Annotated in this window: 20 protein-coding genes and 1 riboswitch; of the genes, 3 read left to right on the top strand and 17 right to left on the bottom strand. The window is 54.9% G+C overall.

Annotated elements, in window-relative coordinates:
* The first annotated feature begins 31 nt into the window (after positions 1–31).
* Together egtD and GEOB_RS08415 are read left to right on the top strand one after the other, a co-directional pair.
* On the top strand, positions 32–1,099 hold the full coding sequence (gene egtD / locus GEOB_RS08420; RefSeq protein WP_012646779.1) for an L-histidine N(alpha)-methyltransferase: 1,068 nt from the start codon (positions 32–34) through the stop codon (positions 1,097–1,099).
* Complete coding sequence (locus tag GEOB_RS08415) at positions 1,099–4,518, top strand: IscS subfamily cysteine desulfurase (RefSeq protein ID WP_012646778.1); 3,420 nt, start codon at positions 1,099–1,101, stop codon at positions 4,516–4,518. The genes egtD and GEOB_RS08415 overlap by 1 nt, the downstream gene beginning before the upstream one ends.
* Here the strand turns inward: GEOB_RS08415 and GEOB_RS08410 are convergent.
* From GEOB_RS08410 to GEOB_RS08335, 16 genes are all read right to left on the bottom strand, one after another.
* Positions 4,462–4,794, bottom strand: coding sequence for a PQ-loop repeat-containing protein (locus GEOB_RS08410; protein ID WP_012646777.1), 333 nt, complete (start codon positions 4,792–4,794; stop codon positions 4,462–4,464). The two genes, GEOB_RS08415 and GEOB_RS08410, sit on opposite strands and share 57 nt — an antisense overlap.
* 169 nt (positions 4,795–4,963) lie before the next feature.
* A riboswitch (cyclic di-GMP riboswitch) is annotated at positions 4,964–5,048 on the top strand.
* Positions 5,049–5,141: 93 nt separating this feature from the next.
* Positions 5,142–5,768, bottom strand: coding sequence for a DNA-3-methyladenine glycosylase (locus tag GEOB_RS08405; protein ID WP_012646776.1), 627 nt, complete (start codon positions 5,766–5,768; stop codon positions 5,142–5,144).
* A gap of 9 nt (positions 5,769–5,777) precedes the next feature.
* Positions 5,778–6,413 (bottom strand): O-methyltransferase, encoded by a 636-nt coding sequence (locus GEOB_RS08400; RefSeq protein ID WP_012646775.1) that lies wholly within the window; start codon positions 6,411–6,413, stop codon positions 5,778–5,780.
* Between the two features lie 201 nt (positions 6,414–6,614).
* Positions 6,615–7,187, bottom strand: coding sequence for a hypothetical protein (locus tag GEOB_RS08395; protein WP_012646774.1), 573 nt, complete (start codon positions 7,185–7,187; stop codon positions 6,615–6,617).
* Positions 7,188–7,290: 103 nt separating this feature from the next.
* Entirely contained in the window at positions 7,291–9,543 is a 2,253-nt protein-coding gene (locus tag GEOB_RS08390; protein WP_012646773.1) for a hypothetical protein, read from the bottom strand.
* 35 nt (positions 9,544–9,578) lie between these two features.
* Entirely contained in the window at positions 9,579–10,352 is a 774-nt protein-coding gene (locus GEOB_RS08385; protein WP_012646772.1) for a cytochrome c, read from the bottom strand.
* A gap of 15 nt (positions 10,353–10,367) precedes the next feature.
* Entirely contained in the window at positions 10,368–11,594 is a 1,227-nt protein-coding gene (locus tag GEOB_RS08380; protein WP_012646771.1) for a hypothetical protein, read from the bottom strand.
* A gap of 292 nt (positions 11,595–11,886) precedes the next feature.
* Positions 11,887–13,026 carry a DUF3108 domain-containing protein gene (locus GEOB_RS08375; RefSeq protein WP_012646770.1) on the bottom strand — a complete coding sequence of 380 codons (1,140 nt, stop codon included), beginning with the start codon at positions 13,024–13,026 and terminating at the stop codon, positions 11,887–11,889.
* Positions 13,027–13,148: 122 nt separating this feature from the next.
* Positions 13,149–14,921 carry a hypothetical protein gene (locus GEOB_RS08370; protein WP_012646769.1) on the bottom strand — a complete coding sequence of 591 codons (1,773 nt, stop codon included), beginning with the start codon at positions 14,919–14,921 and terminating at the stop codon, positions 13,149–13,151.
* A 28-nt stretch (positions 14,922–14,949) separates the two neighbouring features.
* Positions 14,950–15,651, bottom strand: a complete 702-nt coding sequence (locus GEOB_RS08365; protein ID WP_012646768.1) for a cytochrome c3 family protein — start codon at positions 15,649–15,651, stop codon at positions 14,950–14,952.
* Between the two features lie 15 nt (positions 15,652–15,666).
* Positions 15,667–16,881 carry a hypothetical protein gene (locus tag GEOB_RS08360; RefSeq protein ID WP_012646767.1) on the bottom strand — a complete coding sequence of 405 codons (1,215 nt, stop codon included), beginning with the start codon at positions 16,879–16,881 and terminating at the stop codon, positions 15,667–15,669.
* 554 nt (positions 16,882–17,435) lie between these two features.
* Positions 17,436–18,605, bottom strand: a complete 1,170-nt coding sequence (locus GEOB_RS08355; protein ID WP_012646766.1) for an MFS transporter — start codon at positions 18,603–18,605, stop codon at positions 17,436–17,438.
* A 277-nt stretch (positions 18,606–18,882) separates the two neighbouring features.
* Positions 18,883–20,790 carry an arginine decarboxylase gene (gene speA, locus GEOB_RS08350; protein ID WP_012646765.1) on the bottom strand — a complete coding sequence of 636 codons (1,908 nt, stop codon included), beginning with the start codon at positions 20,788–20,790 and terminating at the stop codon, positions 18,883–18,885.
* A 122-nt stretch (positions 20,791–20,912) separates the two neighbouring features.
* Entirely contained in the window at positions 20,913–22,067 is a 1,155-nt protein-coding gene (gene nspC, locus GEOB_RS08345) for a carboxynorspermidine decarboxylase (RefSeq protein WP_012646764.1), read from the bottom strand.
* 94 nt (positions 22,068–22,161) lie between these two features.
* Entirely contained in the window at positions 22,162–23,355 is a 1,194-nt protein-coding gene (locus tag GEOB_RS08340) for a saccharopine dehydrogenase family protein (RefSeq protein ID WP_012646763.1), read from the bottom strand.
* Between the two features lie 192 nt (positions 23,356–23,547).
* Positions 23,548–24,093, bottom strand: coding sequence for a helix-turn-helix domain-containing protein (locus GEOB_RS08335; protein WP_012646762.1), 546 nt, complete (start codon positions 24,091–24,093; stop codon positions 23,548–23,550).
* A gap of 377 nt (positions 24,094–24,470) precedes the next feature.
* Here GEOB_RS08335 and proC point away from each other — a divergent pair, with 377 nt between their 5' ends.
* Complete coding sequence (gene proC / locus GEOB_RS08330) at positions 24,471–25,283, top strand: pyrroline-5-carboxylate reductase (protein WP_012646761.1); 813 nt, start codon at positions 24,471–24,473, stop codon at positions 25,281–25,283.
* A 46-nt stretch (positions 25,284–25,329) separates the two neighbouring features.
* On the opposite strand, the gene GEOB_RS20585 is transcribed toward proC, so the two are convergent.
* The gene (locus GEOB_RS20585; RefSeq protein WP_012646760.1) at positions 25,330–25,902 is read right to left on the bottom strand and encodes an endonuclease domain-containing protein; all 573 of its coding nucleotides are present in this window, start codon (positions 25,900–25,902) and stop codon (positions 25,330–25,332) included.
* Between the last annotated feature and the right edge of the window lie 16 nt (positions 25,903–25,918).

Below are 25,918 nucleotides of genomic sequence, written 5' to 3'. Positions count from 1 at the left end.
CATTTTGCCCCTGCTGTCCAAAGGGAGTCATATGCAAGCAACTTTTCCGTCGGCCCCCTGGCCGGTCCGCAAGTCTTTTCGCAAAGCACTGAACCGTTCCGGCCTGATCATTCGACAGCACTCGACGGAGGCCGATCAGCTGATCGATTTTGCCTCCGCCACCGCCGCCGGCCTCAGCTCCATGCCCCGCAGGCTCCAATGCCGTTTTCTCTATGATGCCCGCGGCAGCGAGCTGTTCGACCTTATCACCCGTCAACCCGAATATTATCTGACCCGCACTGAAGCTGAAATTCTCGCAACCAAAGCACGCTTCATCAGGAAAATATGCGGCGCCACAACACTTGCGGAGCTCGGTTCGGGCAATTCGACAAAGACCGACTATCTGCTGCGGGCCTGGCTTGCCCAGGCACAGTCGGTGAGATATATCCCGATCGACGTGAGCGAGGCCGCCCTGCGAGAAGCTTCCCGCAACATAACCGCCAGCCATCCGGCAACACAAGTCCTCGGCATAAACAGCGACTACAGGGGTGCCTTCCCCCTCTTGCGCGAGATATCGCCGGTGACTGTGCTCTTCCTTGGCAGCAGCATCGGCAACTTCGCCGGCGAAGAGATGTCCCTGTTTCTCCATGACCTTGCCCTGTCCCTTTGCCGGGACGACTTCTTCCTGCTGGGCATCGACCTGGTCAAGGAGCGTCAGACCATTGAAGCCGCCTACAACGATGCTGCCGGCGTAACCCAGGAATTCACCCGGAATCTTTTCATCCGCATGAACCGGGAACTGGGAAGTTCCATAGACCCGTCTGCCGTCCAGCATGTGGCGGTTTACAACGAGGCAAAGGAGCAGGTGGATATCTGTGCCCGCTTCAGCCAACGCCAGGCGATCCACATCGCGCCACTAGGGCAGCATGTTATCATTGACGAAGGTGAAGCCATAAATACTGAGATCAGCCGGAAATTCCGTCTTGAGACATTCCTCCCTTTCCTGGAGGGCTATGGCTTTACCGCCGAGGAGATCTTTACTGACGAACGTAGCTGGTTCGCCCTTCTCCTGTTACGCCGGAACGGCTTCTCCCCGGCAGTCTCCGGAGGTACTTCATAGTGACGGAGGACAGGATCGAAATCCGCCATGGCCTGTGCGGCATCTGTCCTGCCGGCTGTTTCATAACGGCCACCATCAGGGAAGGCCGGTTACTAAAGGTAGAGCCCCATAATGGGCACCCCCTGGGGATGATCTGCCATATCGGCCGGCATTCTCCCCAAATCGTCCACGATCCGGACCGGCTTCTTCATCCCCTGCGCCGCACTGGCCCCAAGGGAACCTATCAATTTGAACGGATTTCCTGGGATGAAGCCTTCAATACTATCGTCTCCCGTTTTCAGGAAATAAAAAATAGTTCGGGACCGGAAGCGGTAGCCTTTTATACCGGCCGGGGCAGCTTCGACATGGCACTGTGCGATGTCTTCCAGCCGGCTGATGTGGCTGTGTCCTCCGCCTCCAGCGTCCTTTTCCCCTTCGGGTCCCCCAACACCCTTGGTGTCGGCGCCCTCTGCTACGTCTCCTTTGCCATGATCGCTCCCCATGTGACCATGGGGGAGATGCTGGTGACAATGGAGGCGGACATCGAGCAGGCAGAGCTGATCGTCATCTGGGGGGCCAATCCCGCCACCGACTCGCCGCCGCTGAATCACCTGCAGATCCTGAAGGCGCGGGAGCGTGGCGCACGGATCATCGCCATTGACCCGCGCCTGGGTGAGACCGCCCGTGAGACCGGCGCCAGGTGGGTCCCCATCCGGTCCGGTACCGATGGAGCGCTGGCCCTGGGGATGATTGCCGTACTGGTTGAGGAAGAGCTTTATGACGAAAAATTCGCCGCCAACTGGACGGTGGGATTCGAGGAATTGAAGCAGCTGGTCCAGCACTACCGGCCGGAGGTGGTGGAAAGCATAACCGGGGTACCGGCAGAAACGGTGCGTGAGCTGGCACGGGAAGTGGTGGCAGCTCGGGGTTCCGTGCCGGTCATGTACACCGGGCTGGAATATTCCGACAGCGGCGTCCAGGCCATCCGCGGCGTCTTTACGTTGTGGGCTCTGGCCGGTCAACTGGACGTGCCGGGAGGACTGGTCTTCCGCATGAAGGAAAATATCTTTCCCCAGAATCGCTCACGCCTCATCCCCAATCCAGATATGAAGAAGGCTCTGGGGCGGGACCGCTTCCCGGTCTATAGCGCATATCGTGGTGAATCCCACGCCATTGCCCTTCCCGATGCGGTCCTGCATGACAAACCATACCCGATCCGCGCCCTGACCGTCCTCGGCGGGTCGATCATCACCGCCTGGCCGCAACCGCAAATATGGCGCAAGACCCTGGATGCCCTGGATTTCATGGTCAGCATTAACCGCTACCACACTGCCGACTCCGCCTATGCGGACATCGTCCTGCCCGCTGCCACCTACTACGAGATCACTTCATACATGCGTTTCGGCCCGATGTTCAAGATCCGTGAACGCCTTGTGGAGCCGCAGGGGGAGGCGCGCAATGATTTCCTCATCCTGGCAGAACTGGCCGGGCGCCTGGGCTACGGGCACCTTTATCCAAGATCGGAAGAGGAACTCCTGCGCCATGCCCTGGACGGCAGCGGCTTTTCTTTGGATGAGGTAAGGAAAGCCGGGGGAGAAGTGCGATTGCCGACAGCCATGATGCAGTACCGGAAGTGGGAAAAGGGGCTGCTTCGGGCCGACGGCCGCCCCGGCTTCAACACCCCCAGCGGCAAGTTCGAGATTGCCTCCTCAATCCTGGCCGAGCATGGGTATGATCCTCTGCCGGTCTATACCGAGCCTGCAGAAGGGCCGCTGGCCGCCCCGGAGCTGGCACGGGAATATCCCCTGGTTTTCAACTCCGGTGGCAGGACCAGATTCGATTTCCGCAGCCAGCACCATGGGGTCCGGTCACTTGCCGAACATCATGACAGTCCGCCGGTGATGATGAACAGAGGGGAAGCAATGGAATCGGGCATAGGGGAAGGTGAACAGGTCTGGGTGGAAACGCCCCGTGGCCGCGCTCTGTTTACGGCAAGGCTTTCCGACCACATGATGCGCGGCACCATTGACGCCGCCATGGGGGGAGGCGGTCCGCTGGGACCGGCAGAATGGCAGCAATGCAACGTCAACGAACTTACGGACATCGGCCGATTCGACCCCATCTCCGGCTTCCCCATATATAAAACCCTGCTCTGCCGGGTAATGAAACTGGCCGATGGCAGCCGATCTATTAAAAGGAATCAAGGTATTGAAACAGAAGACAAGGCTGAAGAAATACCGGCATACGAGCCTCTCACTGTTCAAAGGGAATCCCGGCAGGCGGTCTACCTGGACCACAATGCCACCACCCATGTTGCCCCTGAGGTACGTGAGGTAATGCTTCCCTTCCTGGGGGAGCAATGCGGCAATCCCTCAAGCATCCACAGTTTTGGCAATGCGGCCAGGACAGCCATAGAAGCTGCCCGCAGAGTCGTTGCCCAGGGGCTCAACTGCACCGCCCGGCGCATCGTCTTTACCGGTGGAGGGTCAGAAGCGGATAACCTCGCCATTCAAGGTCTGGCAGCGGCTTCAGGTGGGGAACGCCGGCACATCATCACCAGCAGCATCGAGCATCCCGCAGTGCTGGTCCCCTGCCGGGCATTGGCGACACTCGGATACGAGCTGACGATCCTGCCGGTAAACCGGGCCGGAGTTGTCGAACCGTCAGCTCTGGCCGTTGCCATCCGACCGGATACACTGCTGGTGTCCATCATGCTCGCCAATAATGAGACCGGCGCCATCCAGCCGGTGAGGGAGTTGGCCGAGATTGCCCATGGCTGTGGTGCCCTTTTTCACACCGACGCGGTGCAGGCTTTCGGCAAGATAGCCATCGATGTGGCTGAATTGGGGATTGATCTGCTTTCGGTATCCGCCCACAAGCTCCATGGACCAAAGGGGGTCGGGGCGCTTTATGTGCGGAAGGATCTGAGGTTAGCCCCGCTGGTCAAGGGGGGAGGACAGGAATGGGGGCTGCGTGCCGGCACTGAGAATGTGCCCGGAATTGTCGGCTTTGGCCGGGCAGTAGAGCTGGCTCTCTGCCGGTTGAATGGTGAGGGACCCAAGCGGCTGGCTGCCCTTCGTGAAAAGCTGGAAAGAGGAATAAGGGCGCTGCTGCCGATGGCAAAAAGCAACGGGCCACCAAACGGGCGGCTCCCCAACACCCTCAGTATGACCCTGCCGGAAATACGGGGGGAATCGCTGGTCCTCCTCATGGACAGGAAGGGAATCGCCTTTTCCTCCGGATCTGCCTGCAAATCGGGAAATCCGGACCCATCCCACGTCCTGACCGCCATGGGGCTTACCCCCCAGCAGGCTCACTGCTCGGTCCGCTTCTCCCTGGGGAACGACAATACCGAGGAAGAGATCGAGTATGTCCTTCGCTCTTTAGCCGAAGTTCTCGGCGAGACTATCAGCGTCATCCGTTTCGTGCCTTGTCGTTAGCGCGGGCAGGTGGCGGTTTTTCAGGCGCCTGCCCGCAACAAGGGTGAAAACGGTGCCGGAGCCGAGCATGTTCGCCAGACTGACTGCCGCAAACATGGGATCCCCGATTAAGGTCCAGGCATAAAGGGCGGTGATGATCGAGCCGACAGACCAACCGCCGAAGGTTATCAGCGAAAAAGATCCCACTTCTTCCTTGTTCCTGAGAATAGTCCTGATCTGCGGCAAATAAAGCAATACGGCGACGATGCCATTCAAGGCGTAAAGAGAGCGTATCAACGGTGATACTCCTTTCAGTTTTTCCATTTTTATATCTAACTCTAACCCAGGGATTTTTATTGTTGAGTGAGGAGCATCACCTGGTGGGCAGAAGGAGGAGTAATATTAAATTAATTTCACAAAAATATCTTTACATGACCCTAAGCTGCGTTATAGTTATATCAGCCTGTTTCCGAAAGGGTAATCTGGAAGAAATTCCAGTGACACAAAGCATACGGATCTGTTATTAACTAACAGATAGCCGGGCTGCCGAAGAAACAGGTGAAAAACTAAAAAAGCCGCGGATCACAACCCTCCGATCCGCGGCTTTTCGTTTGTCATCCGGTTGGCACCGGTTGCCCATCATCTCACAATGTCATTTCAGTCAAGAACCTGTTCATACCCCGAGTGCCGCTGACAAAGGAACTGCCTACCTCGTAATACCGCCAAAGCCGATTAACCTCCCTGGTCAAGCCTATGCGGGCGCTCATGCCCATATGCGTCACAGACCTTATTTCCCTGCCCAGCCACAGATTTCGGTTATCCAGAAGATCGATACCGTCATGACGCCTGTCGATGCCAAGGGCTGCCGTCAGCCTGCCGGGTCCCCGCGCCAGATCTTGAAGCCGGGTCGTTCCGCGACGCTCTTCCATGAGCCGGACGCCTTCCAGTGGTTCCAGCGAACGCAAGAGGACGGCAGCCCCGATTCCGGGCTGCTCGCTGACCACGTTCAACATGTGGTAACGTCCGTAAATGAGATAGACAAAGGCATGGCCATAATTCATATACAGGGAACGGTTTGCCCGGCTTTCCCCACTGAATGCCCGACCTGCCGCATCTCCGGGGGGATATGCTTCCGTTTCGACAATGCGCCCGCTGAGCCTCGCTCCATCATGATCCATAACCAATGTTTTGCCGATGAGAAATCGGGCCATGGCCTGGGTCTCGCTCGGCAGTTCATCCCGATTCAGCCGCAGAATATCAAATGGCGCCATGACGCTTTTTCAGCTCTCCGTCAGCTTGTAGGCAAGCAGAACCCCATCGCGCAGGGGGACGATCGAAGTGAAAAAATCATTGCTGCTGAACATGTGGCGGTTGAATTTGTCGATTCCGACCGTGTCCCTGTCCGTCATTCCTTCGGCAACATTGCCGTGCCAAAGGCTGTTATCGGCAATGACCAGGGCATTCTTGGCCAGCATGGGGGCAATGGCCATGACGGCATCGAGATACTGATGCTTGTCAATATCGATGAAAAGAAGATCTATCCCCTGGTATTCCCTGGCGACCTGCAGGGCGTCCCCTACCCTGAACTCGGCCCGGTCAAAAAGATCCGAATCGCTGAAGACCTTCCGCGCATGGGATATGTGTGCTTCCTCCTTATCGATAAGAACGATTTTGCCGCGGATACTCAGGGCCTTGGCAAACCAGTAGGCGGAATAACCGAAGCCTGAGCCCATCTCCACGATAAGCGCCGGCTGTTTCAGGCGGGTGAGCAGATAAAGCAGCCTCCCCACCAATGGATCGACGATGGGAAAGCCGCTTGCCTTTGCCTTCTTTTCCATTTCCAGCAGCAGGGAATCGGATTCGGGAGCAAGGCCCATTATATATTTATCGATACGGGGATCGGTGATCTCGATCATGACGTAACCTCAGAGGATTAATTTAAATTCATTCTATTATATCAGGGAAGGTTGGCTGCACAAGCGGGGGAAACAGCTGGCCGAGCACGAAAAACGTATCGATGGGGCAGATATGCAAGGATCGAGTGAGCGATGGGACGAAACGACACAGTGTAGCGAGCGACAACGCAGCAGATCAGCCCGCAGCAGTTTTTCAAGGGATTACTTGAACCTGAAGATGATGCGCGTGCCGATCCGTTCTTCGGAAAGAGTGCGTCCTGCCTCATAGAGGTCGAAGGCGTTCTGATCGTAATAGATAGTCAGATCGGCGCCAAGGCCCAGGTGAATGCCCAATTCCCCGGTCCAGAGCAGATTGGAAGAAGAAAGATGGGCAAAATCGTACCTGTGAACCGAAGAAGGGTTTTGGGAAGAAAAGAGGCCGAGCCTGGTATCAGTGAGGCCATAGGTATAGACAGGAAGCTTGGCTGCGGCTGAAAAGTAGAACCGGTTGTCCAGATCGAGCCTGCCCCCTGCGTGGGCCTGGATCTTATGGAGAGATTCGTCAAACCCGACTCCAGCCTCCCTTTCTCTGGCCACATAGCCCAGGCCCACCTGCGGCTGCAGGGTATATCCCCGTAGGACCTGGTATTTATCCGCTACCGACAGGAGATAGCGGTCAGGGTCGAAAAATTTGCGAGACGCCAGGCTTTCCGACAGTTTCGGTGCACCCAGGTCGATAGCGGCAGCAGGCGATGCCGCCAGCATCACGGCTATGAAGGCAATTACCCATCCCATGGTCTTACTATAGCAAAACGAATCGGATTTGTGTTCGATTCAATGCAAAAAGCCCCGAAAGAAACCTCGGGGCTTTTTGCTGTTCCATTCTCAAAAAAACTCCTTACTGACCCGGACCATAGACAGTTGCAGGTCTTGTACCCGCCGGCCTTACACCGGAAAGGGTTGCCCCTTTGGCTGCTGCCACCGCATTGTATTCCTCGTATGAATCGCGGAGCAACTGGATAATGTATTTGTAGTTATGCACGGCTGCAGAAGCATTGGGCACAGCCGTTTGAGATGTCGCCGCGGATGGTAGCCCCTTGATGATGAATTGCAGATTGAACGCAGCCTTGAAAGCTGTTGTACCTCCGGTCGCCGTGTTCCAGGCCGTGTAGTTGGTGGTAAAGGCAGGATCAGCAAAGAAATAGGGATACTTGAGATCCGTGTAGAAAATGCCGTTGGCGGCAAGGAGGGCGATAAGTTTGTCCTGAAGGCCTTTTATTTCAACTGCTATCGGCTCAAGAGCACCGCTGCCGTCATAATCGCTGGTATCGAAGGCAGCCCGGTAAGCGTTGACCTCAGGTGCGGCGGTGCCCGGTTTTGCCGCAACAGCTGGGCCGACTCCTCCGCCGTGGCAACTGGAGGTATTGCAGGAAGCAACGTTCGGATTCCAGCTATGTCCGCCGATGGTGTTGTCTTCAGTGGCATTATCCATGTGGCAGCTGGCACAGTTTGCTTGCTGGTGGGCCACATTGGCACTGTAGGATTTTCCGCTGAATTCGTAACCGTTGGCTCCCCACAGCATTGCGGCGGTACCCAGGTAATGGGGATTGAAGAAGGAACCGGCGGCTGATTTACCCGGAGCCAGCTTGGCGCGGTAGAGAGTAAAGCCGCTCTCCCGGCCCTGGTGACAGAAAATGCAGATGGTCTCGTTGGCATTGTTCTGGGGGATCGGCTGGTTGTCCAGAAAGACATTGCCGAAGACCTTGACGTTGACAGTTGAGTAATTGGTCATTGCCACCGGAACCCGGATGTTGCTGGTGGTATTTGCCCCGCCGGCAAAGGTGCCTTTTTGGTGGGGATCGTGGCAGGTGATGCAGGTAGCACTGGCATCTCCGAAAACTACCGGCGCTGCCGGTGTTCCCTGGATATTTTTCTGGTATGCAATTGAGGTGAGGCCGTTGTGGCATTTGAAGCAGGCAAAATTGTTGTTACCCTGATTGCTCGTTGCACTTGCGGTGGCGCCATAACTCCTGAGTGCCATATCGACGGGATAGCTGGTGGCATGGCCGAGATCAGTATAAGCGAGTCCTGTAAGTGGATTGATGTATCCTGCAGGGTTTGCCGAAAACTCGGCCCAGGCCGGCTTTTCTCTTTCACCGTGTCCCGAATGGGTCCACTGGGGATAGACGTTATCCTGGTGGGTGGAAAGGTTGGAGAACTTGTATTTGCTGACCGTATGGCAGGCAGCGCAGAGTAGTTCCGGGCTGACTTCATTGTTGTTGGTGGCGGCGCCGGCAACTGGGACTCCGGTAAGCACTACCCCATTTGGTTGAAAGACGGTTCCCTGGATTCTGCCCAGTTCAGGGGTGCTGTAGCGTCGGTAGATGGGGTAACCGACCTGGTTGCTACGCTGGGGGATTTTGACCATCTGCTGGGGCTGATGGGCATCGTGGCAACCGGCACAGGAAACCGCAGGGTTGATGTAGCGGCTCTGGAAGAAATTGCTTTCCCCGTCCTGGTCCTGAGAATCACTGCTGGTGAAGACCCTCTGGGCGGGCCTGAAAAGGTTCGTACTGTAGGCGACGAAACGCTGGTTGGGATTATGGCAGACCGAGCATTCCACAATGTGCTGGGATTTGTTCACAGGCTGACCGGTCGGCGTAACCTCCTGAATATCAGCCCCGTTTCTTGTTCTCAGACTTGCCTGGCCGCTGCCGGGGTCTCCCTGGAAGAAAAACTTGTCAGGCCCGAAAGGCGCCCCTTCCGCGTGGGTGTTGGCATGGGCGGTCTGATTGAAGCCCGAAAGGAAAGAGGCATGACAGCTGGCCTGGCTGCATTGCTCGGCCTGGGGAATGGGGAACGGCATCGGCCCGACCCCCCAGTGCATGCTGCCGCCGCCGTGACAATCCTCGCACTGGACACCCTGCACGGTCGTATGGGTGGTATTTGCCCAGGTCTGGGCGATGATATTGCCGGTAATATCCCTGGTGGTACTATGGCAGGTGTTGGTACAGCTTTCGGAACCCACTTTGGTTGGGGCACTCACCTGAGTCTGTTGCTCACCTTCTTTCTTGGACGAGCCGCAGCCGCCAAGCAACCCGGACACCAGGAAAACGGCAAGGAACAACTGCAACGATACGCTTCTGCCCATTGATGATTCCTCCTTTCCAGTATATTTATCTTTGTTTAAAATCTGTCATGGCAGCGGACGCAGGTCCTGCCGCTGCTCTTGTCCCTGTAGTTGCCCTTGACACCGTTCCAGTTCCGTGGATGGGGATTGACCTTGAGACCGGTGCGCGCGCTATGGCAGGTCATGCAGACATCGCCGTCACTGTGGCAGGTACCGCAGGACTGCAGATTGCGCCGCGCCTCCGAGGCATGATCCGATGACCATTGATGGCTCGGCAGAATCCCCCCCTGGTGACATGTGGGACATTGGGCGGTAGTGAAGATGGCATGGTTCGGGCCGATATCGCTGACCTTGATGTCCCGGAACTGGCGCCGGTGGGACTGGAACTGCAGGTCTGTGGACCGGTACCGGGAATGGCAATCCTGGCAGTTTTTCTGGTCATGACAGCGGGTGCAGGACTGGGGATTGTCCTGGGCCTTTATGGGATGGATCTCTATCCAGTCGCTCTTGTGACTTTTGGGGATATAATCCCGCCGGTAATTCTGGGTTGAAAGATCGGCATTGATGCCTCCCCCCGTATGGCAGTCAAGACAATAGGACTGATCATGGCACTGCCCGCAGTTGGAGGCGCCCTTCTGGGCCGGCAGCCGGTGCCCCCGCAGCCAGTCGGCATCGTGATTGAGTGCGACCCCCTCATTCTTGTGACAGTCGTTGCACTCGACAACTTTCATGGAAGCATAATCCCGGTGGGACTCCTTCTGGGCGACTGCCTGCTGCACATAGACAGCCGGCAAGGAAATCAGCAGAAAGACAAAAAACCAGTTTTTCACCGCCATACCCCCTTTCTAGAAATCGTAATTAAAGATGAAACGTCCTTGAACGTTGTTGTTGTAGGTCACATTGATGTCATCTTCGATGCGCAGAGAGGCACTCATATTGTTTGCCAGCTTCAGCCTGCTGCCGAGCCAGTATTTCTGCGCAATCTGCTCACCCGTCGAGCTGTGGAAGATTTCACGATCATAGGCATCGACACTCAAACCGCCTGCCAGCTGAAAGGCTTTGGTCATATCCCACGCCGCCTCGAACAGCCCGCCGTCCAGCTTGCTGTCATCACTGCCGATACCGACACGCCGGTCGTATTCGAAGGTGAGCTGCAGATCGGGCAGCGGCCGCAAGTTGATCCCGGCTTCGATGACGTTGGCGCTGGCACCGTCACCGAACTCCTCCCTGATATAGCCACCATAGACCGACAGCATTTTGTTGATTGTGTAATCTGCCCGAATAACCCCTTCCTGGTATCTGTCGGCGGCAAAGACGGAAAAGATATCGGTGGTATCAAAGGTGGGGTAGCTCTGGAACCATTCTCCGGTCAGCACCAGATTGGCAGAGGGAAAATATTTGACCCCCCCGAGAACCTCGTTGAATACCTCGGCAGTCAGGTCATAGCGCGCATTGCCGTAAAGTTTCACCCGGTCCAGCAGATACTGCTTGAAGGACGCCCCCATGATGTCACGGGAAACATCACCCGAATCCCATTTGCGAAGCCAGCTTATATCAAGGTCGGTCTTTCTCAGGCCGTTCAGGTAAGCCGCAGCGCCAAAGGCATAGTTTCCGGCATGCCCCAACTCGCCGTCGATCCCGAAAACCACATCACGGCCTCCCAGTACCGTCAGGCCAACAGGACCGATATTCTTCACGATCAGTTCGCCACCATCGATAATGGTGGTTCCTGCTGAAAGGTTGACGAACTGACGGCCGACCTTCACATCGAGTACATTCAGCAGATCGCGATAGTCGCCATACAGAAAGTATAGGCGCCCATTCAGCCCCTCGCCATTGGTAAAGTCCTGTGTTCCTCGGCCATAGCCGTAAATGGAAAACTTGCCGTCACTGGTCAGCTTTGTTGCAGAAAGACGAAGATACTCGGCTGCTTCAATCTGGCGACCGTTATAGAAGTCATTGAACCAGAGCACCTGGGTGGAACTGCGGCCATGTATTTCCGCTGCCCAGCCGTTTGTCCCGCTCAGCAGAAAGACCAGTAACAACCAATGCCAGACCCTTTTGTAGCCCATTCAGTGAACCCTCCTTTCCATTATTGGTAGAACGACAGCTCATTTAATTAGTTACGCTTAATTTGCTTGTACTAATTTACCATCCTTTCTCTATTATTCCACCACTCGGGAAAATTATTTTCCTAGTTACGGAAGGTAGGTGTTAATCAGTTTAATTTAGATGTTAACATTCGTGCAGATTCGTGAAATTAGTGGCAAAAAAAAGCTTTTCAAGGCATGCTGTAGCCACGAATGACACGAATGGACACGAATAAAACGGGGATTGAAGGTGAAGAAGAGAGCTTTGAGTTGTTTAGGGCGTTACCCCTTTGGGTAACGGGGGGGCGGAAGTAATGGGTGTAGCCGGTTCCAGCTTGTCCACCTGGGACGAAACCAGTTCTGCCGTGATCTTGCCGAGGGGTATGCTTGTTTCCATGCGCACTGGCACATGGTAGTCGTCGTCAGTAAGCCAGATGGTCACATCGCCGGTTCTCTTGAAGATGCCGTCGGTCTTCAGGTTGGGCTTCACCACCAGCGTTTCCGAGTGCCTGAATCCGGGCAGGCTGATCCGCTCGCGACGGAGGATTTCCACCGGGACCGAAGCATAGGTATCACTGTCATAAACATGGAGCTCTTCCGTGCTGCCGATCTGCAGCGGACGGTTCCTCAGGTAATAAAAGGCAGACATGAGATCGAGCACCTGGGAATTGGGAATGGTTTCCCTGCTACTGCGATTGCGCAAAAGGTCGATCCAGAAGACACTCTTGTCACGTAGAAAGATGGTGAAGCCCCGATGGCTCCTGAAGTTCCCTTCCTGCTGCTTGATCTTGGTAATGATGAAGTTGCCGGCGATGTGGCGGGTCTCGATCAGGTCATCGACCGGGTAAACGGCGGAAATGGCAGGAGTGGATTTTACCTTCAGGGAAATTTTCATTTCCCCTTTGTCGTTTTTCGCCTCCAGTTCGGCAACGCCGATGGGCATTCCCAGAAGGCTGATGCGGTAGTTGAGCCGTTCATGGGATGTGGTGGTGAACTCGCCGGCCGTGCGCAGGGGAGGAGGCAATTCTTGCAGCAGGGGCTTGGAAAGGTGCTCGGTGCTTGTTTCTTTTTTCGATGCTGCTTGGTCTGCAGGGATGGTAGTGGTTTGCTCGGCAGCAGGTCCACCGGAAAGCGCTTCTTGATCTGCATGTGTGTCGTGGAAGAGTGCTGCACGAGACACTGAAGGCTTCCAGGCTTTTGCACCGGCCGATGATGTTTTAGCCACATGGGACTTGGCCGCTGATTTACCTTGGGCCATTGCCAGATCGACCATGACCGCTCCGGCCGAAGACACTGGCCTGGCAAAGTTGTAGCTGCCGTAATCGGTAAACGGGAAAAACAGGGCCACATGCAGAGCCAGGGATAGCCCGAAGGCAGCACAGACCGCGCTATTTTTTTTGAAGGTATCGCTCATATTTTCTGCCGCAGAACCTATTTTATCCGCGGCCCAAAGATTTGCACAGAAAAAGATCCTCAGCGATAAAAAAACCCCGCTTCTTGCGAAGCGGGGTTTCTAGTTACAGCAGATAAACAATATTACCTTCTGTAGTACAGACCACCGGACGATCTCAGCAGCCAGCCTTTGAGGGTTGAAATGCTGACAGGGTTAGCCGGACGAGTTCCTGCAGCCACTGCCGTTGAGTATCCCGTGAAGGATAGCTGGGCATTGGGGTCAGCGGTTCCACCAATGGAACCTGTGGAGGTAGAGTAAGTATTTGCACCCTTCTGCAGGTACTGGATCCCGTCAAACATCAGTCGACGTGTGTAAGCGCGGTTATGGACGTGGGCGCCTTTCTCCCTGTTGATCAGGTTGTAGTTGAATGCAACGCCCATGACCTGCTTACCGATGGTGCTGTCAGCCGTGCCCATGGTCCAGGTCTTGAAGTCGGTTGTGCCCCTTTTGGCAGGCAGTGACTTGTGGAAGTACGGATAGGTGGTCACGTCATAGTAGATAGGGGTTTTGTTGCCTATATTGTGGTTGGCCAGGGTAAAGAGATAGAAGTCCAGCCCCCTGTCGAAAAGCTCTTTTTCTTCTTCGATGACGGCATCAACGCCACCTTCTGCTGCAAAGTTGCTATGGCAGCCGAAACATCTGCCCTGGGCATTCCATGTCTCAGAAGCGCTCAAGGTATGGGTTTTGGTGTTGCCGTTGACGGAGCCCAGGTGACAGGCTACACAGGGACCATCTTCACCGGTAGAGACACCGGAAGCAACATAAGGCTGGTTGGTCGCCGGATCGATCATGCCCAGTCTGCCATGGCTCCAGGTACCGAAGTTCTTGCCGGTGTTATAGCCAGTGTCATACTTGACATTTGATGTGTAGAAATGGAAGGCTGATTTGCCGTAAAACAATGCTGCTGCAGCCAGATAATGGGAGTTGACGGCTGATTTGGTATCCATATCCCCCGTAAGGGCGGTAAGAGTTCCGGTAAAGCCACCGATGGCACCGCCGCTCTCGTACCCGCTATGGCAGGCGATACACAGGTTGGAGGTTCCGGAATCGGGAAAGGCGATGGGATTTTTATTGCCGTTGAAGGGTGCGGAAAATGCCCCCGCACGACGGATGCGGTTCTTGAAGTTGTAGTCCGTGTGGCAGGCTTTACAGGTCAGGACCTCGTTGGTCTTGTCCCCGGCAGTTCCCCAGGCAGGTACGGGATAAGCATAGTTTGAGCTGACATAGGTAATGTAGCCGGTCGAGGTGTGGCAGCGGTTGCAGTTGTCTCTAAGCTTGAAATCATAGTGGGCCCAAGCTTCGCCATCAACTTCACCGTGACCGGACTCGGCCCAGTCCGTGTGCTCTGTGCCCTTCGGCAGACCGGTGACCGTATTGATCTCACCATTAAGTATGCCGTTTTGGGCTAAATGGGGATCATGACAGCTGGTACAGGAATTTTTGTAGTTGGTGCTCACGTACTGGCCGGGATGAGCAGCTGCCGTGTAAGAGGCAAAATGGTTTGTCGGCAGATATTTCTCGTGGCATTCGAAGCACTTGCCTGCTGCGTCAGGATTGGGATAGGGGAGAGGCCCGACGCCGTTATGCTGTGCGCCGCCACCGTGACAGTCCTGGCAGCCTACAACACGGAAGTTGTTGGTGAAGTGGGCTGACTGCAGGTAGGCATCGTAAATGGGAGTACCGGCGATATGGTCGATAGCGGTGCTGTGACATTGTGCACATGCCGTTTCCTCAACTTTTGCCACATCGGCTGCCGAGAGGTTGCCCTCTTTGTTGCTTGTTCCACAACCGGCGAACAGCGCCGTCGCGAGGAGTGAAGCAATTACTGCCGAATAACTGAAAATGTTTCTACTCATGCTGTATCCTCCTTGGTTTATTTAACTATCAATAGGTTCCGGGCAGATGACATTTAGTACAGACTTTGCTTCCTGCTTTGTCCTTGTAGTTATTGCTGATGCTTCTCCAGTTGCGGGGATGGGGGTTAGTTCCACTGGTTTTCGCACTGTGGCATTGAATACAGACATCGCCATCCGGATGACAGGCTTGGCAGGACTGCAGGTTACGACGTGCCTCGGCAGGATGCTCACCAAAAGCAACGCTGTTTATGGACTGGGTATTGCCTGACATCAAGTGCGACTTGATGCGCATGCTTCCTTTAGGGAAGCGGTCATGACAGGCGTTGCAGAATTTCTGGTCATGGCAACGGTAGCATGTCTGGGGATTATCCTGTGCCTTGATTGGATGGATGTTGACAAAATCGCTGCGATGGCTTTTGGGCACATAATCACGGCCGAAATTGTCCACCGACAGGTCGGCGTTTATTCCACCACCCTTATGGCAATCCAGACAGTAAGACTGGTCGTGGCATTGGGCGCAATTGTTGCCGGCCTTGCTTGCCAGGGTCCGGTGACTGCGCACCCAGTCGCCATCATGGGTGGGGGATATGCCTTCAGCCTTGTGGCAGCTGGCACACTCGGAAAGCTTGGATTCGGCATATTCCTTGTGGGGCTGCTTCTGAGCCGTCGCCTGCTGCACATAAAGAGCAGACATCAGCAGAAGCATACATATAAACAACAATTTCTTCACAGTGGCACCTCCTTTCTAAAAATCGTAATCGAACGTCACACGTCCGGAAACGTTTGTGCTGTAACGGGCATTGACATCATCTTGAATACGGCCGGATACCGCCATATTCTTTGCTATTTTGTATTTTCCACCCAGCCAGTACCGACGGGCTATCTCGTCTCCCGTCAAAGAATCCCGCTGGTAAACGTCATAGGTAATACCACCTGCAACCTGAGCAGCTTTGTTGATGTCGTAGGAAGCATCGATTATGCCGCCGTTGGTACTACCGTAGTAGCCATTGCGGTTGTCGTATTCCACATTGACCCGGAGTGGTTCGATGGGACGCAGGGAAAGGCCCACATGATAGACATTGGCATGGGCGCCTTCGCCATAGAACTGGCGATTGTAGCCGCCGTTGACGGAGACCATGTCGTTGAAGGTATAGTCGACCCGGAAGAGGCCTTCCTGATACTGATCAACGGCAAACACCGAGTAGAAAGAAGTGGTGTCGAAGGTGGCATAGCTCTGGTAATATTCACCGGTAAAGATCAGGTTTGAGAGGGGATAAAACTTCAAGCCCCCCTGCACCTCGTTGAAGGTTTCGGCAGTGAGGTCATACCTGGCGTTACCATAGACCTTGACGTTGTTGAACAGGTACTGTTTGCCGGACAGGCCGAGAATATCCCTGGCGATGTCACCCTGATCCCACTTGCGGAACCAGCTGACTTCCGCATCGGTGTTCTTGAAGCCGGTCAGGTAGGCGCCCATCCCCAGAACGGTATTGGTAGCGTCGCCAATCTCACCGTTAATCCCGAACTGGACATCTCGCCCGCCAAGGATGGTAAAGGCGACAGGACCGACATTTTTCACGTCAACCTGACCGCCGTCGATGATGGCGCTTCCCGCAGCCAGATTGACAAATTGACGGCCGATCTTGATATCTGCCTTGTCAAAGAGGTCGCGATACTCACCATACAGGTAGTAAAGCCGGCCGTTCAGGCCTTCTCCATTGGTGAAGTCCTGCGAGGCTCTGCCGTAGCCGTGGATGGAAAATTTGCCGGCCTTGTCGATGTTGGTGATAGAGAATCGCAGATACTCGTTCAGCTCGATCTGGCGTTTGTCATCCAACAGTTCGTTACTAAACGAGAGAAACTGGGTGGAACTTCTGCCGTGGATCTCAGCCGCCAAGCCTGTTGAAGCGCTGAGCAGAGAGCAGAACAGAAGCATTCGTAATAACCCTTTAATCCCCATTAATTGAACCTCCTTTCCTTGCGTTAATACATCTGAAACATAACAAGCTGCTGCTTACGGTTACCGATCACCTCCTCCACATGTAATGCCTTAAACAGCAGGGGCATTTGGTTTTAATGAAAAAAAGGAGTCTTGTCAACAATTACCCACGCAGGACAAATATCAGATAACTCAGCATATTTCCTGCCAACTTCAGTTAACGGCATTTAATCAGCCAAAACCAAGCAACAAACACCCCGCCCGATAGCTTGCTGGCTTATCGTGCCGAATTTGTGAAAGATTAAAAAACAGGTTTACTGGACGATAACAGGGCGGTGCCCCCCCTGCCACAAGTCAAGATACTGACGTCACATAGTTGACATGTATGGCCGGAATACTGGCGGCTTTAGCAGTCTTATGACCGAATCGGCCGCACCGTTACCTAGTCGACAGGGAGAGTTGAAAACTTGAGCGAAAAATATGGGGAGGGAGATTTTCTTCTATCGGTGGATTGAATTCAGAGGCTGGATTATCGAACAGAAACTTCGAAAACTGAGTAGAAGCCTGGGGACAGTCTAGCGCACCGGCGGATTTGCCGTTTTTATGAAGAAAAACATAAGCAAGGCAGCAACGGCAGCCAGGCTGGCGCCTAAGGTAAAGGCAGCCCCGGCCCCCGCCAGTTGCCAGACAAAGCCGAAGAGGAGGCTTGCGGGCAGCGCGCCGGCGCCGATGGCGAAATTGTACCAGCCAAAGGCGGTCCCACGCTCGTTTGTCGGTGCAATATCCATCAAAAGTGCTTTTTCGACCCCTTCTGTGAGACCATAGAAGAGCCCATAGAAGGCGAAGAGAAGCCATACCTGGAGTTCAGTTACGGCCAGGGCAAAGCCCAGGTAGGTCAGGACATAGATCCCCCAACCACTGAGGATTATGCCGCGACGGCCAATCCGGTCCGAGAGGGCGCCGAAGGGCATGGAGGAAGTCATCTTGATCACATGGAAAAAGGTCCAGAGCAGCGGAATGCGTGCCGGAGTAACGCCGAGCTGACCCGCCTTGAGCAGGAGAAATGCATCGGAAGAGTTGCCAAGGGTAAAGAGGAAAAGGATAAGCAGATAGGTTCTTAAACTTCCTTTGGGAACGGCCTGGAGAAAACGGCCGTCGCTCTCCTTTCTGGTGCGGGGGACATCCTTGACCCGCAGCATGATCATCAGTACCGCCAGCAGGCCGGGGATAGCCGCCAGCCAGAATACGGTCCGCAAGTCCTTGATGACGTAGGCCAGAAGAAAGGTGGCAATGAGAGGACCGATAACAGCACCTGCATGGTCCATGGAACGGTGAAAGCCAAAGGCCTTGCCCCGCAGTGATGGATCTACAGAATCGGCAATGAGGGCATCCCGTGGCGACGTTCTGATCCCCTTTCCTATCCGATCGGAAAAGCGGATCAGCAGTACTGCCCAGGAGGCTGTGGCAACGGCCATCAGGGGGCGGGCAACAGAGGAAAGCGTGTAGCCCCAGAAAACAAGCCTCTGCCGGTTTGTCACCCGGTCGGAAACGATGCCGGAAAAAAGCTTGAGGAATGAGGCCGTGGACTCCGCAACCCCTTCGATGATACCGAGAAAGGCAGGCCCGCCACCGAGGACGGTGGTGAGAAACAGCGGCAAGAGCGGATAGATCATTTCGCTGGAAACGTCAGTCAAGAAACTGACTATACCGAGAATGAGGACATTGCCGGTAATGCCGCGGAACACGGGAACCTCCAATGGGAACAGTGGTTCAAAGTTTACCCAACAAAAAAGCGCGGGCAACCAGCCTGCGCTTCGAAGAGGGGCTCTAACCAACCACCAAGGACACTAAGAGAATCAACCTTAAAGATTTTCTTCGTGCTCTTCGTGGTAGCGGTTTTGGTTTTTGCCCTTGCAAAGGGTTTTCCTTAGTGCTCTTAGTGTCTTAGTGGTGATAAAGGTTTTGGTTTTTTTCTAATCCACCACGAAGTCACGAAGGACACAAGTTTTCATAGACCTTCGCTCACTCCCCGAGGTAGGTGTATCCTAGCAGCGTCCGGTCCAACAGCTCGATGAAGTGGCTGCTTTCCTCGATGGAGACCTTGCGCTGGGCCACTCCCTTCTCAAGATGCTCCCTGACCCGCTTCAGGATCTCTGGCCCCTTGTACTGGACATACTTGAGACTCTCCCAGCAGGCGTCACCGTTAATGACCGTGTCGATCATGTAGCCTGTTTTCTTGTTGAAGGTAATGTGTACGGCATTGGTGTCGCCGAACAGGTTGTGCATGTCCCCCAAAATCTCCTGGTATGCGCCGATGAGGAAGAAGCCGATGTAATAATCTTCGTCCTTGCGGATCTTGTGCAGGGGAAGGAACTTGGTCCGGCCGTTCTCCCCGACAAAGCTGGTGATCTCCCCGTCCGAATCGCAGGTGATGTCCGCGATGGAGGCGATAACGTCCGGCTTCTGATTGAGGCGCTGAATAGGCACGATGGGGAAGAGTTGATCGATGGCCCAGGAGTCGGGGATCGACTGGAAGAGGGAAAAGTTGGCGAAATAGGTCTGCCGTAGCGCCAACTGGAAATTCTGCAGCTCCTCGGGGATCGGCTTGATCTTCTCGACGATGCTGTTGATCTTCTTGATGATCTTGCCGTAGAGCCATTCGGCCATGGCCCGTTCATTCAGGGTCAGGTAGCCCAGGTTGAAAAGGCTCACCGCCTCCTGGATCAGCTGCACGGTGTCGTGGTAATCCTCACGCAGGCTATAGCGGTCGATGCTTTTGTGGATATCCACCAGCTTCTTCACCGTCGGCGCCAGTTTCTCCGCCGCTGCCAGTTCCTCCTCGAAATCAGGGGTAAGGCGCTGGGTATTGGTATTGAGCACGTTGGTCACCAGCACCGAGTAATGGGCAACGGTAGCGCGGCCCGACTCGGAGATGATGTTGGGGCATTCCACCCCGGCATCGTCGCAGATATTCTTGATTTGATAGATGACGTCGTTGGCATATTCCTCGACGGAATAGTTGACGCTGGAAAAGTAGCTGGACTTGGAGCCGTCATAATCGACCCCCAATCCGCCGCCGATATCCACGAATTCTATCCCCATCCCCATCTTGCGCAGTTCGGTGTAGACCCGTGCACCTTCGATGAGGGCGGTCTTGATCTTGTCGATCTTGGTGATCTGGCTGCCGATGTGGAAATGGATCAGCTTGACCCGGTCGAGGAGGCCGTTCTCTTCCAGAAGGTCGATGGCAGCGATGATCTCCGACATGCGCAGGCCGAATTTGGCATCCTCCCCTCCAGAAGTTGCCCATTTGCCAGTCCCCTTGGAGGAAAGCTTGACGCGGATGCCCAGCCGCGGCTGGATACCGGTCTTCTTCACCAGCTCGATAACCTTCTCCAGTTCGAAGAGCTTTTCAATGACCAGAGTGATGTCGTAGCCGATGGCTGTGGCATAGAGCACGGTTTCTATATACTCACTGTCCTTGTAGCCGTTGCAGATGATAGGCAGGTTGTTGCCGCTGGAGATGGAGATGCCGGCCACCAGCTCCGGCTTGGAACCGACTTCGAGACCGATATTGTAACGTTTGCCGTAGCTGGCAATCGCTTCCACCACCTGACGCTGCTGGTTGACCTTGATCGGAAAGAAAGTCTGGTACTTTGCCGGGTAGTCATTTTCCGAGATGGCACTTTTAAACGCCCGGTTAATGCTGGCAATGCGTCCCTGGAGCACGTCCATGAAGCGAAGCAGAATGGGAGGTTTGATCTTCCGCTTGATCAGGTCGTCAACCAACACCCGCAGGTCAATGGAACTCTTGGAACTGGGGGATGGATGCACGCAGACATTCCCTTTCTTGTTAATGGAAAAGAGATCCGCTCCCCAGTTGTCCAGGTTGTAGATTTTAGAAGAATCGTTGATGTTCCAGCGTTCCATACATTGCCACCTTTATAATGCGAATCCCCCCTTTATAAAAGGGGGGGTAAGGGGGGATTTTGTCCGGATACCAAAGACAAATCCCCCTCTGTCCCCCTTTGTCAAAGGGGGACAGAAAAACGTTACGACAACCTGCTCTTGAAATCAGAATAATCAAACTGCCGCACCACCTTCAGCTCCTCCGTCTCCGGTTCATACGTACAGATGGCCGGGTGCTGGATGCCGTTAAAGGTGGTGGTTTTCACCATGGTGTAGTGGGACATGTCTTCGAAAGCCAGCCGGTCTCCAGGCTGCAGCGGTTTTTCGAATGACCAGTCGCCGATCACGTCCCCTGCCAGACATGACGGCCCGCCCAGGCGGTAGGTATGCTCCTTGACACCAGGGTCGAAACCGCCCGTGATGCCGGGACGGTACGGCATTTCCAGCACATCAGGCATATGGCAGGTGGCGGAAACATCCAGAATGGCGATATCCATGCCGTTCTTCACCACGTCCATCACCTCGCCGACCAGAATGCCGGTACCGATGGCGATAGCCTCGCCCGGTTCCAGGTAAACCTCCACATCGTACTTAGCCTTCAGGTGTTTGACCAGCTCCACCAGGCCATCGATATCGTAGCCTTCACGGGTGATGTGGTGGCCGCCCCCCAGGTTCAGCCACTTCATACCCGGCATGAAGGAGCCGAATTTCTCGTCGAATACTTTGACTGTCCGCTCCAGGGGCTCGAACAGCTGCTCGCAGAGGGTGTGAAAATGAAGCCCTTCAACCCCCTCCAACGACCGACCTTCGAATTCCCGTCGGGGGATGCCCAGCCGGGAATTGACCGCACATGGATCGTAGATGGCCGTATGCCCCTCGGAATGTTCCGGGTTTACACGCAACCCAACCGACACCCTGCCCCGCTCCTTTTCCCACAGGGGGCGAAACCGCTCCAGCTGGTTGAAAGAGTTGAAAACCAAGTGATTGGAGAGCGGCAACAGCTCAACCACATCCCTTTCCTTGAATGCTGCGGCAAAGGAATGCACCTCGCGGTCGAACTCTTCCCGCCCAAGCCGCGCCTCCCATGGACTGCTGGCGCAGACCCCATAGAGTGTCTCCCGGATAATGGGAAACACCGACCACATGGAGAAAGCCTTCAGCGCCAGAAGGATCTTGGCCCCACTTCGCTTCTGCACATCATCGAGGATAGCCAGGTTATGGCGCAGCCGTCCCAGGTCCACCACATAGGCGGGGGATGGAGCCAGCTTAAGGATTTTGTCTATATCGATACCGGTCAAAAGAAAAAACCTCACTCACCACGAAGAACACGAAGGGCACGAAGAAAAAGATCATGACAACTTCGTGCTCTTCGTGCCTTCGTGGTGAAAAACGCTACAGTTCCGGCCACTCCCCTTCCACCACCACCGTCGGCAGCCCCATCGGTCCGAGTTCTGCTAAAAAGACCTCCGGATCGAACTGCTCCATGTTCCAGACCCCGGGTCCATGCCATTTGCCGGTCAGCATCATGATGGCGCCCACAACCGCCGGGACGCCGGTGGTGTAGCTGATGGCCTGGGATTTGACCTCTTTGTAGCAGGCCTCGTGGTCGCAGATGTTGTAGATATAGACCTGCTTGCGCTTGCCGTCTTTCAATCCCCGTGCAATGACGCCGATGCAGGTTTTTCCCTTGGTCAGTGGTCCCAGGCTCCCCGGATCGGGGAGGAGCGCCTTCAGGAACTGGATGGGTACGATCTTCTGCCCCTGGAACTCCACTTCGTCGATGCGGGTCATTCCCACGTTCTGCAGCACCTCCAGGTGCTTCAGGTAGTTATCGGAGAAGGTCATCCAGAACTGGGCCTTCTTGATGGTCGGGATGTGCCTGACGATGGACTCCATCTCCTCGTGGTAGAGACGGTAGATGTTCATCGGCCCGATCCCCTCGGGGAAGTCGAAGACCCGCTTGGTGGATAGCGCCGGGGACTCCTGAAAAGCACCGTTTTCCCAGTGGCGGCAGGTGGCGGTTACCTCACGGATGTTGATCTCCGGATTGAAGTTGGTGGCAAAGGGCTGGCCGTGGGAGCCGGCGTTGGCATCGATGATGTCCAGCTCCTCGATCACATCCAGATATTTCTTGGCGGCAAGGGCCGTATAGACGTTGGTCACGCCCGGGTCGAAGCCGGAGCCGAGCAGCGCCATGAGCCCCTTCTCCTTGAAGCGGTCCTGATAGGCCCACTGCCAGGAATACTCGAACCTGGCCGTGTCCAGCGGCTCGTAGTTGGCGGTATCCAGGTAATCGACGCCGGTTTCCAGGCAGGCATCCATGATGTGCAGGTCCTGGTACGGCAGCGCCACGTTGATTACCAGTTTCGGCTGCACCTGCTTGATCAGGGCCACTAGCTCGGGCACGTTGTCCGCATCCACCTGGGAGGTCTTGATGCTGCCCCCCAACTGGTCGGCAATGGCATCGCATTTGGCTTTGGTACGCGAGGCAAGAGTGATCTCGCTGAAGATGTCTCTGCGCTGGGCGCATTTGTGGGTAACGACCTGGCCGACACCCCCGGCACCAATAATCAGTACATTGCTCATGGCAACTCCTCCATAGAAAGGGCCGCCATATTTGCGCGCTGACGACGCCGGCTCGTCAGCGCGCAAATATGGCGCCCCATAGGTTTTTAAAAGCGATACTGCCACAGGGATGCGAGATTTGCGTCAGGTCGGCGCACCCGCACAAAGGGATTTCCGAGGACGCGTCGAGATGGCGTAAAGATCACATCCCTCTCAATAGGTAAAGGTGGGTGGCGTTACTACCCACAGTATGCGTGCCTGGGTCCGGCCGATGTTCTTGATCGAATGCTTTTTATCCGAGCCAAAATAGAAACATTCGTCCTTTTTCACCGTGTAGAGCTTGTCATCCAGCTTCAACTGCACCTTTCCACTCAGGACAAAGCCGAACTCCTCCCCTTCGTGGAACGGTTGCTCCTCCATCTCTTCACCCGGCTCAAGGGTCACCATGGCCGGATCCATATCCCGGTTCTGGGCGGCCGGAATCAGCAGTTCCACCCGGATCTTCTCGTCGTCACCGGAGGCCTGCACCCGATAGTCCTTGCCGTAGACCACATCCTCGTCAATGGTCTCACTGAAAAATTCCTGCATGCTCACGCCGAAGACATCGATGATGTCCTTCAAGGTGGCAATGGATGGGGATGTGGCATCGTTTTCCAGCTGCGAAATATAGCCTTTGGTAAGGTCGGCGCGGCTTGCCAGCTCTTCCTGGGTCAGGGAATTGATCATTCTCAGCCGTTTCAACCTTTCACCGATCTTCAAGCATTCCTCCAAAGTTTACCATTTCAGCCTCTTTGCACAAAGATGGTTTAGTAATGGTAAACTTTTTGTCTGATGCCTTGTTTAGCATTTCTAAACTTTATGTTTAATCTCGACACAAACGGCTAAGGTTTATAATATAAGTAATTCAACAAGTCAAATCTTTTTTAGCGGCAGAAAAAGGTCAAACTTTGGATGCAAATAACATCGAAGAAAGGAAAATAAATCTATTAGTTGTGGTGGCCTGGAGGTCATGGAAAAGGCAGCAGTGTCAACGACGAAAGCAGGAAGGCGGATGGGGGTTCCTTTTTATTGACTTTTAATGGTGAATTTATTACCTATTGAGCACCAATAACTGAATGCATGATTGGAGAAATTCGATGATTACTGACAGGAAAATCGGTTTTATCGGCGGCGGCAACATGGCGGAAGCCCTAATCAAAGGATTGATCGGCGGTGGCGTACCGGCAAGGGAACTGCTGATTGCCGAACCCATGGGGGCACGCCGTGATTTTCTTCAGGAGCGATATGAGGTGACTGTCACCGATGACAACTGCGCCGTCACCGGTGCCTGCAATGCCATCCTGCTCTGTATCAAACCCCAAACCTGCAATCAGGCTCTGCAGGACATAAAGGGGACCGTGCGCCAGGACCAGCTGTTCATATCGATCATGGCAGGGGTCAAAACCGAGGCCATCGAGAATTCCCTGGGAGGAGCGCCGCGGGTTGTGAGAGTGATGCCAAATACGCCGGCACTGGTCATGGAAGGAGCCTCCGCTCTCTGTGCCGGCAGTCATGCCACTGCAGCAGATCTTTCCCTGGCCCGGCACATCTTCGATATGGTGGGGAAAAGCTGGACTGTGGAAGAAAAGCTGCTGGATGCCGTCACCGGGCTGTCCGGCAGCGGCCCAGCCTATGTGCTCACATTTATTGAAGCACTGTCAGACGCCGGGGTAAAGAACGGCCTGACTCGCGAAGCGGCCACAGGCCTGGCAGCGCAGACGGTTTTCGGCACGGCAAAGCTGCTCCTGGAGACCCGCGAACACCCCGCCGTCCTCCGTGACAAGGTGACATCGCCGGGTGGCACGACCATTGCCGGATTGGTTGCCATGGAAAAAGAGGGATTCCGCAACGCCATCATCACGGCAGTGGATGCGGCTACGGCACGGTCCATGGAGCTGGGGAAGAAATAACGATTTCGTGGGATAAGGAAAAAAAGAGTGGTTGAGCCGAGGAAGCTCAACCACTCTTTTTTTCAACTGAAGATTTTTGGTTTAAAGCATCGTAGAGGGCGATCTGCTCAGCGATGGAGAGCTTTCGCTTCCCGCCGCATCCCTTCCCCCGACACATGCGGCAGCGGTCATCGGAGCACCACTGGCAGAAATGGCAGTCGGGGCAGGAGTGCTTTTTCTTACCCTCGCCCTCCGGGAGAGGGTGGTGCGAAGCGCCGGGTGAGGGAAGCCTTTGCTGCAATTCGCCGTATATGCTCTCTAAGACCGTTTCGGTCTTTCTGAGCAAGTCATTATTCCAGAAGCGCAGGACTTTAATTCCTGCACCTTCAAGCTCTCTCGTTCTTTGTTCGTCATACTCAGACTGATCGGCATCACCATGGCCACCGCCATCCAACTCTATTGCCAGGTTTGCTTCCCGGCAGAAAAAGTCGAGAATGTATCGACCAACCGGATGCTGTCGGCGAAATTTGTAGCCGCAAAAGTTTCGGTTCCGCAATAGGTGCCAGAGAAGAGTTTCTGCGTCGGTCTGTGCGCCTCGCAGATCACGAGCACAACGCAGAATGTCTTCTGGGATTTTCATATGAAATCCTTACACC

Origin of the sequence: Geotalea daltonii FRC-32, assembly GCF_000022265.1 — a bacterium.
GTDB lineage: Bacteria > Desulfobacterota > Desulfuromonadia > Geobacterales > Geobacteraceae > Geotalea > Geotalea daltonii.
The sequence above is the reverse complement of the archived record's forward strand: the minus strand, read 5'-3'. Positions and strand labels throughout refer to the sequence as shown.

Excerpts from the sequence above, each read along its gene's own strand:
- GEOB_RS08395 (WP_012646774.1), bottom strand. The coding sequence starts at position 7,187 with ATGGGATGGGTAATTGCCTTCATAGCCGTGATGCTGGCGGCATCGCCT.
- GEOB_RS08405 (WP_012646776.1), bottom strand. The coding sequence starts at position 5,768 with ATGGCGCCATTTGATATTCTGCGGCTGAATCGGGATGAACTGCCGAGC.
- proC (WP_012646761.1), top strand. The coding sequence starts at position 24,471 with ATGATTACTGACAGGAAAATCGGTTTTATCGGCGGCGGCAACATGGCG.
- GEOB_RS08400 (WP_012646775.1), bottom strand. The coding sequence starts at position 6,413 with ATGATCGAGATCACCGATCCCCGTATCGATAAATATATAATGGGCCTT.
- GEOB_RS08375 (WP_012646770.1), bottom strand. The coding sequence starts at position 13,026 with ATGAGCGATACCTTCAAAAAAAATAGCGCGGTCTGTGCTGCCTTCGGG.
- GEOB_RS08390 (WP_012646773.1), bottom strand. The coding sequence starts at position 9,543 with ATGGGCAGAAGCGTATCGTTGCAGTTGTTCCTTGCCGTTTTCCTGGTG.
- speA (WP_012646765.1), bottom strand. The coding sequence starts at position 20,790 with ATGGAACGCTGGAACATCAACGATTCTTCTAAAATCTACAACCTGGAC.
- GEOB_RS08360 (WP_012646767.1), bottom strand. The coding sequence starts at position 16,881 with ATGGGGATTAAAGGGTTATTACGAATGCTTCTGTTCTGCTCTCTGCTC.
- GEOB_RS08340 (WP_012646763.1), bottom strand. The coding sequence starts at position 23,355 with ATGAGCAATGTACTGATTATTGGTGCCGGGGGTGTCGGCCAGGTCGTT.
- egtD (WP_012646779.1), top strand. The coding sequence starts at position 32 with ATGCAAGCAACTTTTCCGTCGGCCCCCTGGCCGGTCCGCAAGTCTTTT.
- GEOB_RS20585 (WP_012646760.1), bottom strand. The coding sequence starts at position 25,902 with ATGAAAATCCCAGAAGACATTCTGCGTTGTGCTCGTGATCTGCGAGGC.
- GEOB_RS08370 (WP_012646769.1), bottom strand. The coding sequence starts at position 14,921 with ATGAGTAGAAACATTTTCAGTTATTCGGCAGTAATTGCTTCACTCCTC.
- GEOB_RS08380 (WP_012646771.1), bottom strand. The coding sequence starts at position 11,594 with ATGGGCTACAAAAGGGTCTGGCATTGGTTGTTACTGGTCTTTCTGCTG.